General features: G+C 64.2%; 14 protein-coding genes. 12 read left to right on the top strand and 2 right to left on the bottom strand.

Annotated features, from left to right (window positions below):
• Positions 1-122: 122 nt before the first annotated feature.
• The 9 genes from AC0L3P_RS13650 (at position 123) to AC0L3P_RS13610 (ending at position 9596) form a co-directional block, all read left to right on the top strand.
• Positions 123-971: a DUF2147 domain-containing protein gene (locus tag AC0L3P_RS13650; RefSeq protein ID WP_354060459.1), complete on the top strand. Its 849-nt coding sequence runs from the start codon at positions 123-125 to the stop codon at positions 969-971.
• 306 nt (positions 972-1277) lie between these two features.
• Positions 1278-2468, top strand: coding sequence for an extensin-like domain-containing protein (locus tag AC0L3P_RS13645; RefSeq protein WP_354060461.1), 1191 nt, complete (start codon positions 1278-1280; stop codon positions 2466-2468).
• A gap of 320 nt (positions 2469-2788) precedes the next feature.
• On the top strand, positions 2789-4087 hold the full coding sequence (locus AC0L3P_RS13640) for a M20 family metallopeptidase (RefSeq protein ID WP_354060463.1): 1299 nt from the start codon (positions 2789-2791) through the stop codon (positions 4085-4087).
• A complete protein-coding gene (locus AC0L3P_RS13635) occupies positions 4084-4923 on the top strand; it encodes an ABC transporter permease (RefSeq protein ID WP_473302227.1) in 840 nt (279 codons plus the stop codon). The genes AC0L3P_RS13640 and AC0L3P_RS13635 overlap by 4 nt, the downstream gene beginning before the upstream one ends.
• A 29-nt stretch (positions 4924-4952) precedes the next feature.
• A complete protein-coding gene (locus tag AC0L3P_RS13630; RefSeq protein WP_473302226.1) occupies positions 4953-5963 on the top strand; it encodes a taurine ABC transporter substrate-binding protein in 1011 nt (336 codons plus the stop codon).
• A gap of 62 nt (positions 5964-6025) precedes the next feature.
• The gene (locus AC0L3P_RS13625; protein ID WP_473302225.1) at positions 6026-7420 is read left to right on the top strand and encodes an amidase family protein; all 1395 of its coding nucleotides are present in this window, start codon (positions 6026-6028) and stop codon (positions 7418-7420) included.
• Positions 7421-7452: 32 nt separating this feature from the next.
• Entirely contained in the window at positions 7453-8181 is a 729-nt protein-coding gene (locus AC0L3P_RS13620) for a Crp/Fnr family transcriptional regulator (RefSeq protein ID WP_473302224.1), read from the top strand.
• A 209-nt stretch (positions 8182-8390) separates the two neighbouring features.
• Positions 8391-8579, top strand: a complete 189-nt coding sequence (locus AC0L3P_RS13615; RefSeq protein ID WP_473302223.1) for a hypothetical protein — start codon at positions 8391-8393, stop codon at positions 8577-8579.
• 231 nt (positions 8580-8810) lie between these two features.
• The gene (locus AC0L3P_RS13610; RefSeq protein WP_473302222.1) at positions 8811-9596 is read left to right on the top strand and encodes a potassium channel family protein; all 786 of its coding nucleotides are present in this window, start codon (positions 8811-8813) and stop codon (positions 9594-9596) included.
• Between the two features lie 134 nt (positions 9597-9730).
• Here the strand turns inward: AC0L3P_RS13610 and AC0L3P_RS13605 are convergent, their stop codons facing one another.
• Both AC0L3P_RS13605 and AC0L3P_RS13600 read right to left on the bottom strand, forming a co-directional pair.
• Entirely contained in the window at positions 9731-10072 is a 342-nt protein-coding gene (locus AC0L3P_RS13605) for a DUF6665 family protein (protein WP_354205276.1), read from the bottom strand.
• Positions 10073-10116: 44 nt separating this feature from the next.
• Positions 10117-10752, bottom strand: a complete 636-nt coding sequence (locus AC0L3P_RS13600; protein WP_354205278.1) for a TetR/AcrR family transcriptional regulator — start codon at positions 10750-10752, stop codon at positions 10117-10119.
• A gap of 195 nt (positions 10753-10947) precedes the next feature.
• Between AC0L3P_RS13600 and AC0L3P_RS13595 the strand changes: the two genes are divergently transcribed.
• From AC0L3P_RS13595 to AC0L3P_RS13585, 3 genes are all read left to right on the top strand, one after another.
• Entirely contained in the window at positions 10948-12267 is a 1320-nt protein-coding gene (locus AC0L3P_RS13595) for an HlyD family secretion protein (protein WP_473302221.1), read from the top strand.
• 26 nt (positions 12268-12293) lie between these two features.
• Complete coding sequence (locus AC0L3P_RS13590; protein ID WP_354060481.1) at positions 12294-13880, top strand: DHA2 family efflux MFS transporter permease subunit; 1587 nt, start codon at positions 12294-12296, stop codon at positions 13878-13880.
• A 484-nt stretch (positions 13881-14364) separates the two neighbouring features.
• Positions 14365-16164, top strand: a complete 1800-nt coding sequence (locus AC0L3P_RS13585) for an ABC transporter ATP-binding protein (RefSeq protein WP_473302220.1) — start codon at positions 14365-14367, stop codon at positions 16162-16164.
• The last annotated feature ends 147 nt before the right edge of the window (positions 16165-16311 follow it).

Genomic DNA, 16311 nt, shown 5'->3' with positions numbered 1-16311 from the left:
TGCCGGGCTGATCGGACGTTCTGTGATAGACGTCACAACGCTCGCGGCCGCTGGGTGACGCAGCGCACATTCATCTGCGATTCCATCTGCGTAACCTCGTCGCGACACAGAGGGAGGTGCCGATGACGCGGCTTGTGACTTCGCTTGGCACATTGATCGCGCTGATGGCGATTGCGCCCGCAGCCGAGGCTGGGTCCTACGCGTTCTCGATCGGCGGTCATCGATTCCAGGTCGAGTCGTCCAGTCGTTGCCGATCGGCTTCCTGTGTTTCGGTTTCCTCCCATCGCAGCTTTCGGGCGGACGTTGATACGACACCGGCGCCGACGCCGGTGCTTCCGCCGCCGCAGCCGCTCTATCCCGTGGCTCCGGTCAGGCCGCCGCAAGCCATCGAGGTCGCGCCCGCGCCAGCGCCGGGGGCTCCTGTCCTTGCCTCAACGACGTCGCAGCCAATTGTTCTGCCGCCGGCGCCAAGCGCCAATCCGCCACGGGTCGAGCTACCGCGGACGGAACCGCCGAAGACCGTCGCGCTCGATCCGCCGCGCATGGAGGCACCTGTCGTGGCGCCAAGGCCGGAGCTCAAGCAGGCCGTGACCAGCCCTGAGCGCGGCGACGACGAACTCGCCTATTTGCCGCTCGGCGAATGGGAGAGCGCAGGCGCCAAGGGCACGGTCCGCATCGAACGCTGCGGTCCTGCACTGTGCGGCTTCGCGCTGACTGAAGCGTCGACCAGGGGCGAGAGCGTGCTCGTCAACATGAAGCCGAAAACCCACGACGTCTGGACCGGCAATATCTACAGTCGCTCCAGCGGCAGCACCTATTATGCGAGGATGACGCTGAAGAGCTCCGGCGAGCTTCACGTCGAAGCCTGCGCACTGGGCCATTTCTGGTGTTCCGGAAACGACTGGACGCGAGCCGAAGAGCGGCCGGAGAAGCTGATCACGACATCGCGGCAGTGGAGCGCGCGGTCGTAAGGGATGCGTTCGATAGCTTCGACTGAAGCCGCTAGACCATGCCGAGCACGATGGCGCCGACAAAGGCCATGGCGAGGTACGCGGTGATAACGCTCAGTTTCCCGGCGAACGTCATGAGGTCGCTCCCGCTGTCGCGCCGCCTTGCGCAAGAGCGTCATGGTTAACAGAAAGTCTCTTTTGGAAAAAGTCAGCCTTGCTGTCGCTCGCCCCCGGCAGGGCATTAGGCGCGCGCGGGCTGACATGGTTAAAGAACACTGAAATCAACACGTTGAAGAGTCTTTAAGTAAATTCACCGAACGTGCGTGCATGACGCGCGGAGTTCGTTTGTATCTCGTCGGCTCCATCGTCCTTGTTTCGTTAGCGGGTTGCGGACGCGGCTTCTTCCAGGCCGAACGTGAACCGTGGCGGGCCGAGGCCGAAGCCGCATGCCTGAAATCAGGCGCGGTGAAAGAGGGGCCGGATCTCGTTCGCATCGACCCGATCTCCGGGCCGGGCATGTGCGGCGCCGAGTTTCCGCTCAAGGTCGCCGCCCTCGGCGAAGGCTCGAGCAGTTACGGCTTTGCCGATGAGGAATTGCGTCCGCCCGGGAGCGTGGGCAGCCAGCCGCGCTGGCCGGTGACGCAGCCGCGATCGAATTACCCGCAAAGCCAGAACTATCCGCAACGCTCAAACTATCCCGAGAGCGCGGTGCGCCAGCCGTCCGGCTATGGCGCGCCGTCAGGCCCGGTGTCGTTGAACGCACCCGGCGTGGCGCAGCAGGAAGACGAGATCGATCTGCCGCCCGAGGGCACCGATGCCGCGGGCGCGTCGCGCTACATGAATGCGCCGAGCTATCCGGCGCGGCCGGCGCCGTACTCGCAGGCGCCCGCGCAGCAACCGCCGCCGCGTCTTGGTCCGGCACAGGGCAATCCCGTCACTGCCGTCGGCCCTGTTGCGATCAAGCCGGTTGCGACGCTGGCCTGTCCCATCGTGTCCGAGCTCGACCGTTGGCTCGCCGACACCGTGCAGCCATCGGCCATGCGCTGGTTCGGCACCCGCGTCGCGGAGATCAAGCAGATCTCCGCCTATTCCTGCCGCGGCATGAATGGCAATTCGCACGCCCATATTTCTGAGCACGCCTTCGGTAACGCGCTCGACATCGCCGCCTTCGTGCTCGCCGACGGCCGCCGCGTCACCGTGAAGGATGGCTGGCGCGGCATGCCGGAGGAGCAGGGATTCTTGCGCGACGTGCAGTCGGGCGCGTGCGTGCATTTCACCACGGTGCTGGCGCCGGGCTCGAACGTCTACCACAACGATCACATCCACGTCGATCTGATGCGCCGCGCCAGCCGACGCCTGATCTGCCAGCCCGCCGCCGTCTCCGGCGAAGAGGTCGCCGGGCGCGCGCAATCGCGCAGCCCTTACGCCAGCAGGCGCGATCCCACCATCACCGGCTCGCTGGGTACGCGCAAGAGCACGCTTCGCAAGCACGAAGAGGACGAGTACGCCGACGATTGAGGCTTGTGCGTGACCCGTAGCCTCGATGGAGCGAAGCGCAATCCGGGGACGGCGTTCCCGCACTCCGCTTCGCTCCATGCGGGCTACGACCCCACGCCGGGCGGCCTCGCGCTGAGCCTTGCCTGTTCAGCCGACGTCGCGTCTTCGGCAGAGCGCATCTCGAGCGCAAAAATTTGCGCGCGCGCAAATCCCGCCTAAGCCATTGAAGTCAGAAAGACAATTGTGCCGCGACGGGCTTTTTCGGCGGTTGGCACGGTCGCTGCAATGAGGAGGCTGCCACGAAGCGGCGCTGCCGGCGCCGTGAGCCAGCGGATCCCGTCATGCAGATGCCTGTCACCCCTCCTTATTCGGATCTCGAACAGCGCGTGCTGTCGCGCATCACGGAGGAGCGGTGGCTTGAACTCGCGTCCGAGCTGATCCGCACCGGCCAGCCCCGTTCCGGCAATCCGCTGGATCCCGATTTGCCGCCTGCCGAGGAAGAGGCGATCTCGATGCTGGTCGCGGGCAAGCTCGAAGCGCTCGGCATGGAGGTCACCAAGCACAGCGCGCAGCCGCACCGGCCGAACGTGCTCGGCGTGCTCAAGGGGCGCGACGGCGCCCCCTCGCTCATTCTCAACGACCATCTCGACACTTATCCGGCCGTCGAGCCCGAGAAATGGCACATGACGGATTTCGATCCGTTCAAGGCGACGCGCCATGGCGATCTGCTCTATGCGCGCGGCACGTCCGACACGCGCGGAAACCTCGCGGCATCGTTGCTCGCGGTGCAGGCCCTGACCGAAGCGGGTGTGAAGTTCGATGGCACCTTGATGTGCTGCTACACCGTCGATGAGGAGCGGAACGGCACCGAAGGCTCCATCTACATGCTGAACAAGGTCGGCCTCACCGCCGACTACGAGATCACCGCCGAGCCGACCGCCTGGGGTGACGTCAACAAGGACTGGGGCATGAACCTGTCGGTGGCCAATTCCGGCCACTGCCTGATCGAGCTCACCGTTCACGGGATCAAGTCGCACATCTGGCGACCCGACATCAGCGTCAACGCCATCATGGAAGCGGCAAAGCTGTTGCCGAAACTGAAGGACATGGCGTTCACGCATGTCCCCAGCAAGTTCATGGGACATACGCCGCCCTGCTGCGCCGTGGTGCGCATTCGGTCCGGCCTACCTGGCGAGATGCAGTTCTCGCCGGATGCCTGCACCATCACGCTCGCCGTGGTCGGCGTCGTGCCCGGCATGACGCTGTCGAGCGTGATTGCGGACATCGAGCGTCTCGGACGGGACACTTTTGCGGGCGTGAACGACGTCAAAGTCGAGGTGCGCCAGGTGCCGGGCTCGCTGTTCGTCAACGCGACCGAACCGGTGCCGGTCGAGGAGGAGCCCTGCCGCTCCTTGCGCGCGGTTTACCGGCGTCTGATGGGCCGCGAGCCCGGGGTCAACCGCAAGAATGCCTTCAACGACACGATCCGCTTCCGCGAAGCCGGAATCAATGCGGTGACGTTCGGTCCCGGAGAAGACGGCTGGGCCGTCGACAACGAGAACATCTCGATCACCAAGTCGGTGATGGCGACGCGGATCTACGCGCTGACCATCATGCAGATCCTGGGAGTGCGGACATGAGCGTCGAGGCGACCCACATGACGATTCCAATCTCGCCGGATCGCACCCGACGCGGCAGCCTGCGGCTGGGGCTTCCGAAGGTCTCGCGATCGGTGCTGCTCTCGACGTTGACCGTCGCCGTGCTGCTGGCTGGCTGGGCCATCGTCACGGAGATGGGCTGGGCCAACGAGCTGTTCCTGCCGAAGCCGCAGGCGGTCTGGGCCGCGTTCGTCAAGACGATGACGAAGGGATATCAGGGCGCGACGCTGGTTCAGCATCTCGGCGCAAGCCTCTATCGTATCCTCACGGCCTTCACGCTGGCCTGCCTGATCGGCATCCCGCTCGGTGTCCTCATGGGCGTGTCGCGCAACGCTCGCGCGCTGCTCAATCCCTTGATCGAGTTCTACCGGCCACTGCCGCCGCTCGGCCTTTATACGCTGCTGGTGATGTGGCTCGGCATCGGTGAGAGCTCGAAGCTGTCTTTGCTGTTTCTTGCCGGCTTGCCGGGCATCGTCATCTCGACGATCCAGGCCGTCACCAGCGTGGATCCCGTTTACGTGCGCGCCGCACAGTCGCTCGGCGCGACCCGGCGCCATCTGCTGTTTCACGTCTATTTGCCGGCGGCGGGACCGCTGATTCTCGCCGGCATGCGCATCTCGCTCGGATTTACCTATACCGTTCTCGTCGCCGCCGAAATCGTCGCGGCCTCCGCCGGTATCGGCTGGATGATCTGGGACGCCGCAAAATTCCTGCTGTCCGACGTCGTGATCATGGGGCTGATCGTGCTCGGTCTCACCGGCGTCGTGCTCGACCTCATGATGCGCGGCATCGCGAAACTGTTGATGCCGTGGGCCTGAATCCAATTCTGATCGTAGGGGAGACCTCCATGATGAAGAGACTGATTGCGACGCTCGCAGTTGCCACGTTGGCGCTCACGGGCGCAGGACGCGCCGAGGACAAGCCGGCGAAGGTGACCGTCGGCTATCTGAACCTCGTGAATGCGCAGCTTGTCACCAAGCATCTTGGCCTGCTCGCCAAGGAGATGCCGGGCGTCGACATCAAATACATCAAGATCGGCGGGGGCGGGGACATGCTGCGCGCGATCGCCGGCAACGACGTCGACTTTGGCGGCCTCGGGAATCCGCCGACCGCGATCGGCGCGACGCGCGCCCTGCCGATCAAGGGCATCCTGGTGATCAACATGCTCGACTACGTCGAGTCGTTGGTGGTTCGCACCGACAAGAACATCACCTCGCTCAAGGACCTCAAGGGCAAGACGGTGGCGGCGCCGTTCGGCTCCACGACACACTACCTCCTGCTCCAGGCGCTCAAGGACGAGGGTGTCGATCCCGCCTCGATGAAGATTCTGGACCTCGCGCCGTCGGACATCGCGGCGGCCTGGCTTCGCGGCGACATCGACGCGGCCTGGTTCTGGGAGCCGAATCTCGGCAAGACCGTCAAGAACGGCGGCAAGATTCTCGTCACCTCGGGCGAGATGGCCAAGCGCGGCTACCCGACCTGGGACATCGGCGTCGTCATGAACGCGTTTGCGGAGAAGTATCCGTCCTACGTCGACAAGTTCATCAAGGCCGAATGCGAAGGCATCGATTTTTGGCTGAAGAACCCGGAGAAGACCGCGGAGATCATCGCGGAAGAGCTTTCGCTGCCCATCGAGGACGCGCAGCGAATGATGAAGGGCACCGGGATGATCTCCTGCAGCAAGCAGCTCACGGAGGAGTATCTCGGCACGTCCGCGAAAAAGGGCAAGTTCGTCGACACGCTGATCTCGACCGCCGACTTCCTGGTGAAGCAGGAGCGCCTGCCGAAGCTGCTGCCGCGCGCCGACTTCGAAGCCTTCATCCAGCCCGCCTATCTGGAAAAGGTGATCGGCCGCTAGGATCGGCGCCGGCGAGCCTGTCTCGCCGGCGCATTGCCAATTCCTGCGAGCACGTGACCGACATGAATCTCGCACCTCGCCATCTCCGTGCCGCCTATCGCAGCGGTGAGCTCAAGCCGTCCGATGTCGCCGCGCATGTGTTGTCGCGCCTTGAGAATGCCGACCAGAGCGGCGTCTGGATCTCGACGGCAAATCCCGAAGGCGTCATGGCAAAGGCCTGCGCGCTCGATGCCCGCATTGGCGAGATCGGCAAGCTGCCGCTCTACGGCCTCGTGTTCTCGGTCAAGGATTGTATCGATGTGGCCGGCGAGCAGACCACCTCGGCCTGCCCGGAATTCGCCTACACCGCGAAAGACACGAGCCCGGTTGTCGCCGACGCCATCGCCGCCGGCGCGATCTATCTCGGCAAGACCAATATGGATCAGTTCGCGACCGGCCTCGTCGGCGTGCGCTCGCCCTATGGCATTGCCCGCAACCCGCACAACCCGGACTACATCCCCGGCGGCTCGAGCTCAGGCGCAGCGGTATCTGTCGCGACAGGCACCTCGTCCTTTGCGTTCGGCACCGATACCGGCGGATCGGGCAGGGTGCCGGCGTCCTATTGTGGCGTGACCGGCTTCAAGCCGGCGCCCGGCGCCTTCAGTCAGCGCGGCATGGTCTACGCGTGCCGAAGTTTTGATACGATCTCGCTCTACACGCGCGATCCCCGCGATGGCCACGACGTCTATCGCGTGTTGGCGCGGCGCGATGCCGACGACTGTTTTTCGCCGGAAGCTTTCGCGGGATGGACGGAGCAGGCATCTCCAGCGCGGCCGCTCAACATCGCGACGCCGCGTCCGGAACAGCTCAGGTTCTTCGGCAATGCGGAGACGGAGGCGCTGTTCGGCGATGGGCTTCGCAAGCTGCGGCAGCTCGATCTGTCGGTCGCATCGGTCGATTTCGCGCCCTTCATTTCGGTCAACGATTTGATGTTTTTCGGACCTTTCCTCGCCGAGCGGGACGTCTCGGTCGGCGCGTTCCTCGACGCCAACCCGGAGGCGGGCGTGAAGATCGTGCGCGACCTCGTCATCGGCAGCCGGAAGTTCACGGCGGCCGACGCCTATCGTGCGCTCTACAAGGTGAAGGAGGTCCAGCGGTCGCTTCGCGATTTCTGGCAAGTTCACGACGCGCTGGTCGTGCCGACGGTCGGCACCGTGCTGAGCATCGACGACGTCGCGCGCGATCCGCTGACGGCCAACTTCAACAATGGCTATTACACGAACTACGCCAACCCGCTCGGCCTGGCCGCCATCGCCGTTCCAAACACCGTCACCGCAGCCGGCGTGCCCTATGGCGTCACGTTCCTGGCGCCGGCCGGCCGGGAGCGCCTGCTCACCGATCTGGCTTGCGCTTTCATGGAGGCTTCGGCCGAGCCCGACCATCTGCGCCGCGTTGCAATCCGAGCGGAGACCTCCTAGCCTTCGAGCCGTCACTCGAAGGGAGACCGATCGTGGGGCGCAGCGATGCGCATGAGGTGGCCGATCCAGCTGAGCCGCGCGCCGAACTGCCACGGCCCGGGACCGGACGTTATGTGCTGAAGGCGTTGGACAAGCCCGATCTGGATCTGGTGATGCGAACCGGCAGGCTCGCGACCTACCAGAATCGCGAATATCTGCTGCGGGAGGGCGAGCCCGCAAACGGCGTCCACATCATCCTGAATGGGATCGTGGAAAGCACCCATGCCGGCACGCAAGGGCGCGAACTGATGCTGTCGACCTGGGAGGCAGGCGACTTCGTCGGCGCGCCCTATATCCTAGGCGATCACCGCCACAGCTGGTCGGCCCGCGCGCTCGGGCGGGTCGAAGCACTGCATCTTGACCAGGATGCGGTCCGCCGGTTGATCGCGCTGTCGCCGTCATTCGCAGTCGCGCTGATCGAGTGTCTCGGCTTCAAGGGTGAGACCTATTCGATGCTGGCGCAGACGCTGGCGGGACAGAAGGCGGCGGAACGGCTGGTGCTGCTGCTGGTCAAGCTGTGCGAGAACGCGGCCCAGGACGAGAACGGCCCGATCTCGCTCGGCCGCATCACGCAGGCCAATCTCGCGCGCATGATCGGCGCGACGCGCCAGTCGATCAGCCTGATCCTCAGCCGCCTTCAGGACGACGGCATCATCTGGACTGGCCCGACCAAGATGGTCGTCAACGATCTCGCGGCGTTACGGAAGCAGGTGACCGACTAGGTCGTGCCCATCAAGGTCAGCTTACCGACGCAAAACCGAAGTCTCCCGCCTTGAGCATGATGGGGGCTTGTGACCGGAGCGCACGTGCTGTTTGTCTGAATCAGCTTCGGGCCAGTAAACGCACTAGCTTCCACCGAACTGGAACAATCTCCAAGCGATCCGGTTGAATTCCCGGAGAAGCCTGTCGTTTATCAGGGAAGGTGTTTCACATGGATGACGAACGAAAATCATCAAAAGCTGGGGAACGGGCCGCTGAAGGCTTGCGCGAAGCGACTGCTAAGGAAGAAGCGAAAAACGAGAGCAAGACGGGACACGATTTAGCGAAGGGCGCTGATCGCTTCGAAGAACGCTCTAAAAGCTCCGATGGAAGAAGCGCAGAAGAGAAACAAAAAGAGTGAATGTATACGTCAGACCCGGCGCGGCATTTCAGTGGAGGAAAGCAGGCGAGCCGGGACCCGATAGCATCGAGATTGTGCCGATGACAGTCCGTCCCGGTAACAGCCACCTGACGCTGGTGCTTCGGACTGTCACGGAAGCGTCAACTAGCTCGAACTTGTCGCACTGACTTAGATCTCGTAGCGCGCGCAAGGGGCGTCCCAGCTGCAATCATCTGTGCAAAGTGCGAGCATATGGCGGCTGTGAACCACACCTCCCTGAGAAGCCGCGTCCGTCGCCTCTACGAAGGTACAACGCCTAGCGCCGTTGGTTTCCGTTATGCGTTGCTCGCGTTTGATGTTGTGACCATACTGTTCATTATCGGAACGTCGTTCCTGCACCCCAGTGAGATCATCGAAACGTTCGACCTGCTATTCGGCGCAATGATATTGGCCGATTTTTCAGCACGGCTACTCGCCGACCGGCACCCGCTTCGAAAGTTTGCCCGCCTCTCGACATGGGCTGACATAGTCGCCATCGTTTCATTCCTGGCGCCCCTCGCTGGCGAGGCGGGCGGCTTTCTGCGGATTTTGCGGACGTTGGGACTGCTTCGTGACTACCAGATGCTCGCTAGGTTGCGCATGGATTCGTCATTCTTCCGTCGCAACGAGGAGGTCATCTTTGCCGTCACCAACCTTGCGGTTTTCATATTTGTCATGACGGGGATAGTTTACGAGTCTCAGAAGTTTCGCAACGATCAGATTCGGAACTATGCTGACGCCCTGTATTTCACTGTTACCGCGCTGACGACGACCGGCTTTGGCGATATTACCCTGCCAGGCACAATGGGTCGTTTGATAACCGTCGTGATCATGATTTTCGGAGTAACCCTGTTCTTCAATCTTGCGCGCGCATTGTTGAGTCCGAACAAGGTCAGATTTCCTTGCCCAACTTGCGGACTGCAGCGGCATGAGAGCGATGCCGTGCATTGCAAAGCATGCGGCGCTGTTCTCAATATTCCCGATGAAGGTTTGGCGTAGCTGTTGCTACCTCAGCGATCGAGACGTATTGCCGTCATCAGGAGCGGTGCCCAAGCGGTCATTCGGCGTGGATGGCGTTTTTCGGTCGTGGGTGCCCGCTCGCGAGGAGCTCTAGCGCCGGGCGCCGTCGAAAATCATTTTCGGGTCGACTTCGACGGTGCCGGGACCAGCCCCATGCACAGTTGCACCTCGGACGGGACGTTGTAGGTCCGCATGATGTGGCGGCTGTCGCGCAGGCCGGTCGCCTCACGCTGCACCACGAACATCCAGAGCGCGTGGCCGGCTTCCATCACCAGCTTGCGCCTGGCCGGTTGCAGCGAGGCCGGCACCTCGGGGAGGGCATGGGCGGCGTCGAACTCGCGCAAGCGCGCCAGCGCCTGTTCGAGCGTGCGGCCCATCCGTCCGAGCGCGGAGGCCTGTTCCTGGACAATCTCGTAATGGAGGATATCGACGGGCGGGCGGAGATCACGGGACATGAGCCCCAATATAGGACCGACGGAACGGCCTGCAACGCGTGCGGCTACTTCGCCCAGTACGCCGCCAGGAACATCCGCGTCGCGCTGTCGACGACTTCGCTCATGCGTTCTTCCGATGGTGCGGGCGCGGCCTGGAAGACGAAGGGCAGGAACAGCGAGGCCTTGCACAGTTCCATGAACTGCGACGCCGCGAGGTCGCAATCGTCGATCGCGAGATCGCCGGAGGCGACATGGGCTTTGAGATAGTCGGAGAGGCGGTTGATGGTCTTGTCCAGCACCCGCGCATAATAGCGGCGGCCGACGTCGGGCATGCGCTCGGCGATCGCCATCACAGTGCGGATTGCGGACCCGCCGCCGGGCCGGCACAGCAGATGGATGTAAGCTTGGCCGAAATCCTTCAGCGTGGTCTCGGCATCGCGCGCGGGATCGAAATTGAACGCGACCTGCCCGTGCTGGAGCGCCTCCTGCTCGAGGATGGCTTCGAACAGCGCGCATTTGTCGGCGAAGTAGACGTAAAGTGTGCCCTTGGAGACCTGCGCCGCGCGGGCGATCTCGCCCATGCTGGCACCGTCAAACCCGAGATCCATGAACACCTTGCGGGCTCCGTCCAAGATCTGGCGGCGTTTGGAACTGTCCTCCTCCTGGATGACGTGCAGATGTTCGCGAGCGGCTACAACCATTGGTTCAGGGTCTCGGAAAGTTTTTGCATCGGTCCAGGGCCATGAAACCGAAATAAAGGATTCGGGCCAGTAGGCTCTGCCCGGGAATATTATCTATATTGACCGAACGGTTCGGTCAATGATATTTGGGATAGGCGAGAGGGACCCGGCCGCACGGCGGACGTCCCTCATCGCGCTTTTTTTGGGGAGGCCTTCATGGCCGTATTGAGAGACCAGGCTGCGCGGGTCCTTCGCAAGGACGCCGTGGAGACGCCGACGCCCGCGGGTGGTGACGCTGCCACCGAGACGTCTGTAGCTCTCGCCGAGCAGTTGCGCTCTCATGTGGCCGAGGAAGCCAAGCGCCTTCCCAGCGAGGCGCCGGAGAAGCCCGTGACCGACAAGCCGGCCGCAGCCCCAGACGCGCCCGCCGCCGCCGGCGCGCCGAAGTCCGGCAAGCGCAAATTCGTGATGATGGGTATAGGGCTGCTTCTGGCGCTCGCGGCCGCGAGCTATGCCGGCTATTACACGCTGGTCGGCCGCTTCTACGTCGCGACCGACGATGCCTATGTCCGCGCCAACAACACCATGCTGGGCGCGCGCGTTGCCGGCCACGTCTCCTCGATCCTCGCCGGCGACAACACGACGGTGCGCGCCGGCGACATCGTCTTCCGCATCGACGACGGCGACTACAAGATCGCGGTCGACGCCGCCGCGACCAGGATCGCGACCCAGCAGGCTACCATCGATCGCATCGGCCGCCAGGTCGCGGCGCTCGACAGCCAGGTCGCACAGGCCAAGGCGCAGCTCGTCTCCGCCGAAGCCGGCCTCAAGCGCGCCGATCTCGACTATGAGCGCCAGCAAGCGCTGAGCAACAAGGGTTTTGCCTCCCGCGCCACCTTCGAGAGTTCCGAAGCCGGGCGCGACCAGGGCGCCGCCGCGGTCAAGGCTGCGCAGGCCTCCTACGACGTCGCGCTCAGCAATGTCGACGTCGCCAAGGCGCAGCAGGCCGAAGCGCAGGCGCAGCTCGCCGAGCTCAAGACCACGCTGGCCAAAGCCGAGCGCGATCTCGCCTTCACCGCGGTGCGCGCGCCGGTCGACGGCACGTTCTCGAACCGCCTCGTCAGTGCCGGCGACTTCGTCGCGGTGGGCCAGCGGCTCGGCAACGTCGTACCGCTCGACAACGTCTATATCGACGCCAATTTCAAGGAGACCCAGCTCAAGCGCATCCGCCCCGGCCAGCCGGTGACGATCAAGGTCGACGCCTATGGCATGCGCAAATTCTCCGGCGTCGTCGACAGCATCGCGGCGGGCTCGGGCTCGGTATTCACGCTGCTGCCGCCCGACAACGCCACCGGCAACTTCACCAAAATCGTGCAGCGCGTGCCGGTCCGCATCCGCGTGCCGAAGTCGGTCGCGAAGCAAAACCTGCTCCGCGCCGGCATGTCGGTCTACGCGAGCGTCGATACCAACAAGGGCGCGGCCGACGCCGACAGCGAGGTCGATCTCGACGACGCCACCATGATCCATCCGCAGTAGCGCGCCTGCGCCCGCGAGGACAGATCATGGCGAACGCCACGACCGCTTCACCTGCCATGATGGCGGACCCCGCTTCGGAGCGCATCGCGCCGAAGCGGCTGTTTGCCTTCATCATCATGGTGTTCGGGATGTTCATGTCGATCCTGGACATCCAGATCGTCTCGGCGTCCCTGAGTGAAATCCAGGCCGGCCTGTCGGCGAGCTCCAGCGAGGTCTCCTGGGTCCAGACCGCCTATCTGATCGCCGAAGTGATCGCGATTCCGCTCTCGGGATTTTTGTCGCGCGCGTTTGGCACGCGGCTGTTGTTCGCGATCTCGGCGGCCGGCTTTACCGCATCGAGCCTGCTCTGCGGCTTCGCGACCACCATCGAGGAGATGATCCTCTGGCGCGCGCTGCAAGGTTTTCTTGGCGCCGGCATGATCCCGACCGTGTTCGCTTCGGCCTATACTGTTTTCCCACGCACGAAATTCCACATCGTCGGTCCCATCATCGGGCTCGTCGCGACGCTGGCCCCGACCATCGGGCCGACCGTCGGCGGCTACATCACCGACCTGATGTCCTGGAACTGGCTGTTCTTCATCAACATCGTGCCCGGCATCGGGATCACCATCGGCGTGCTGGCGCTGGTCGATTTCGACGAGCCGCATTTCGAATTGCTCGATCGTTTCGACTGGTGGGGGCTGCTGTTCATGGCCGGCTTTCTCGGCACGCTGGAATACGTGCTGGAGGAAGGCCCGCAATATGAATGGATGCAGGACCCCTCGGTCGCGATCTGCGCCTGGATCTGCGGCATCTCGGCGATCGCCTTCTTCTGGCGCGTCTTCACGGCGGCCGAGCCGATCGTCAATTTACGCACCTTTTCCAACCGCAATTTCGCGATCGGCTGCGTCCTTCAGTTCTGCATCGGCATTGGCCTCTACGGTCTGACCTACATCTATCCGCGCTACCTCGCCGAAGTGCGCGGCTACAGCGCGCTGATGATCGGCGAGACCATGTTCGTCTCGGGCATCACCATGTTCCTGGTCGCGCCGGTGGTCGGCCGTCTCATGGCGAAGTACGACATGCGCTACATGATCGCGTTCGGGCTCGTCGTGTTTGCGCTCGGCTCCTACCAGATGACCTGGATCACGCGCGACTACGATTTTTACGAGCTGCTGATTCCGCAGATCCTGCGCGGCGTCGGCATGATGTTCGCGATGGTGCCGACCAACAACATCGCGCTCGGCACGCTTGCGCCCGACCGGGTGAAGAACGCCTCGGGCCTCTTCAACCTGATGCGCAATCTCGGTGGTGCCGTCGGCCTCGCCGTCATCAACACCGTGCTCAACGACCGCACCGACCTGCACATCACGCGCCTGCAGGAGCGCGTGACCTGGGGCAACGCGACCGCGACTGAAACCCTGACCATGTTCATGCAGAAGTTTCAGGGGCTTGGCGATTCCACGCTGATGGCGATGAAGCAGCTCAGCCAGCTCGTGCATCGCCAGGCCGTGGTGATGAGCTTCGGCGATGCTTTCTTCATCCTCACGCTGTTCTATCTCGGCCTCACCCTGCTCGTCACACTGTTGAAGAGGCCGGCCTCGCCGTTCGGCGCCAGCGGCGACGCGCACTAAGCCAGCCACTCATCCGGTGTCATCGCCCGCGAAGGCGGGCGATCCAGTATTCCAGAGGCCTTGGTTGGAAAGCGCGCTCCTGCCATAGAAGCCGCGGCGTACTGGATGCCCCGCTCAAGCCGGGGCATGACGGAGGAGCGCGCGGCGACGCGCACTAATTTGCAACACTCGTGCGTGATCTCGCGCGAGCCCCGTTGCAAATCACCAATGACACATCTATAAAGCGCACCTCATTCCATTGAACCGGGAGGATTTGCATGATTTCGTCGCATTCGCAGATCGCGCGCCCGCGCTCGATGATGTTCTGGCTCGGTATGTGCTCGGCCTCCTAGAGGCCTCTTCCGCCAGCTTCGATTGGGCTTTCAGTCCCGATCGCTCCGCTTCCCAGATCAAAGCCAACTTTAGCTGACGCCGTCTCGGCCCTCGCGGCCGGTCTGTGTCCATCAATGGAGCCGGCCCGCGTCATAAGCGGCCGGACGATGCCATGACCGCTCTGTCAAAACGGCCCGCGGCGATACGCGTGGTGCTGCCCTTCGTGTTCCGGCACTGGCTGAAGCAGCCGGGGCGTAGCCTCGTCGTGGCCGGCGGCTTGTTGGGTGCGACCATCGCCGACCTGTTCATGCCGGTATTCTCCGGACATCTGGTCGACGCCCTGACGCGCGGCCCTTCCGATCCCGCCGCGCGCCACGAGGCGCTGATGGCATTGGCCGGTATCGTGGCGCTGGGCGCGGCGTCCATGGTGCTGCGGCTGACCGGCCTCCAGGCCATCGTGCCGTTCTCGCTGACGATCATGTCCGAGGTCGCGCAGGAAGCCTTCATGCGCGTGCAACGCTTCTCGACCGACTGGCACGCCAACTCCTTCGCGGGATCCACGGTGCGCAAGGTCACCCGCGGCATGTGGGCGCTCGACCTGTTGAACGACACCATCTTGATGGCGGTGGCGCCGTCGCTGCTGGTGCTGATCGGGTCGATGATCCTGCTCGGCGTGCACTGGGCCTCGCTCGGCGCGGTGATCGCGCTTGGCGCGCTGGTCTATGTCACGATGACGGTGCTGTTCTCGACGCGCTACATCGCGCCGGCCGCGCGCGTCTCCAATGCCTGGGACACCAAGGTCGGCGGCACGCTGGCAGACGCGCTGACCTGCAACGCGGTAGTGAAATCCTTCGGCGCGGAAGTGCGCGAAGACGCGCGGCTTGCCCGTGTCGTCAACCGCTGGCGCGTGCGCGTGCGGCGGACCTGGCTCCGCTACAACTACACCAATTTGGCGCAGCTCTCGGTGCTACTGGCCCTGCGCGCCTCCGTGATCGGCGGTGCCGTGCTGCTGTGGGTGTCGGGGCGGGCCTCGCCCGGCGACGTCACCTATGTGCTGACGAGCTATTACGTCATCCATGCCTATTTGCGCGACGTCGGAATGCACATCAACAACCTGCAGCGTTCGGTCAACGACATGGAGGAACTGGTGGCGATTCATGACGAGCCGATCGGGATTGCGGATGCGACGAACGCGCGGCCGATCGCGATCGAGCGTGGCGAGCTCGTGTTCGATGATGTCACGTTCCTTTACGGCGGCCATCACGCGCCGCTCTATGACGGACTCTCAGTCACGATCCGCGCCGGCGAACGCGTCGGTCTCGTCGGCCGCTCCGGCTCCGGCAAGACCACTTTCGTCAAGCTGGTGCAGCGGCTCTACGACGTCACCGGCGGCCGCGTTCTGATCGATGGGCAGGACATTGCCAAGGCCACGCAGCATTCGCTGCGCAGCCAGATCGCGATCGTGCAGCAGGATCCGATCCTGTTCCACCGCTCGCTCGCCGAGAACATCGCCTATGGCCGGCCCGGCGCCAGCCTGGAGGCGATCGAGCAGGCGGCACGGCTGGCCAACGCGCACGACTTCATCGTGCGCCTGCCTAAGGGCTACGGCACGCTGGTCGGCGAGCGTGGCGTCAAGCTCTCCGGCGGCGAGCGGCAGCGCGTGGCGCTGGCGCGCGCCTTCCTGGCCGATGCGCCGGTGCTGATCCTGGACGAAGCGACCTCGAGCCTCGATTCGGAATCCGAGGCGCTGATCCAGCAGGCGATGGAGCGGCTGATGAGAGGCCGCACCTCGATCGTGATCGCGCACCGGCTGTCGACGGTACGGAGCCTCGATCGCATCCTGGTGTTCGACCACGGCGAGATCGTCGAGCAAGGCACACATGCCAAGCTCGCGGCCAAGCCCGGCGGCATCTATCGCGGCCTGTTCGAGCGCCAGGTGGTGGAGCTCGGACAGATCGCAGCAGCGGAATGAGTGGCGCGGGGGGGGGGGGGGGGGGGGGGGGGGGGGCCGGGCGGGGCGGGGCGCCGGGGGGGGGGGGGCCCCCGCGGGGGGGGGGGGGGCGCCCCGGGGGGGCGGAGCGCGCCGGCGGGCCGGGGCGCCGCCGCCGCGCGGCTGGGG

The sequence above is a fragment of the Bradyrhizobium sp. WSM4874 genome (assembly GCF_055811835.1).
This window is presented reverse-complemented; position numbering and strand designations above follow the sequence as displayed.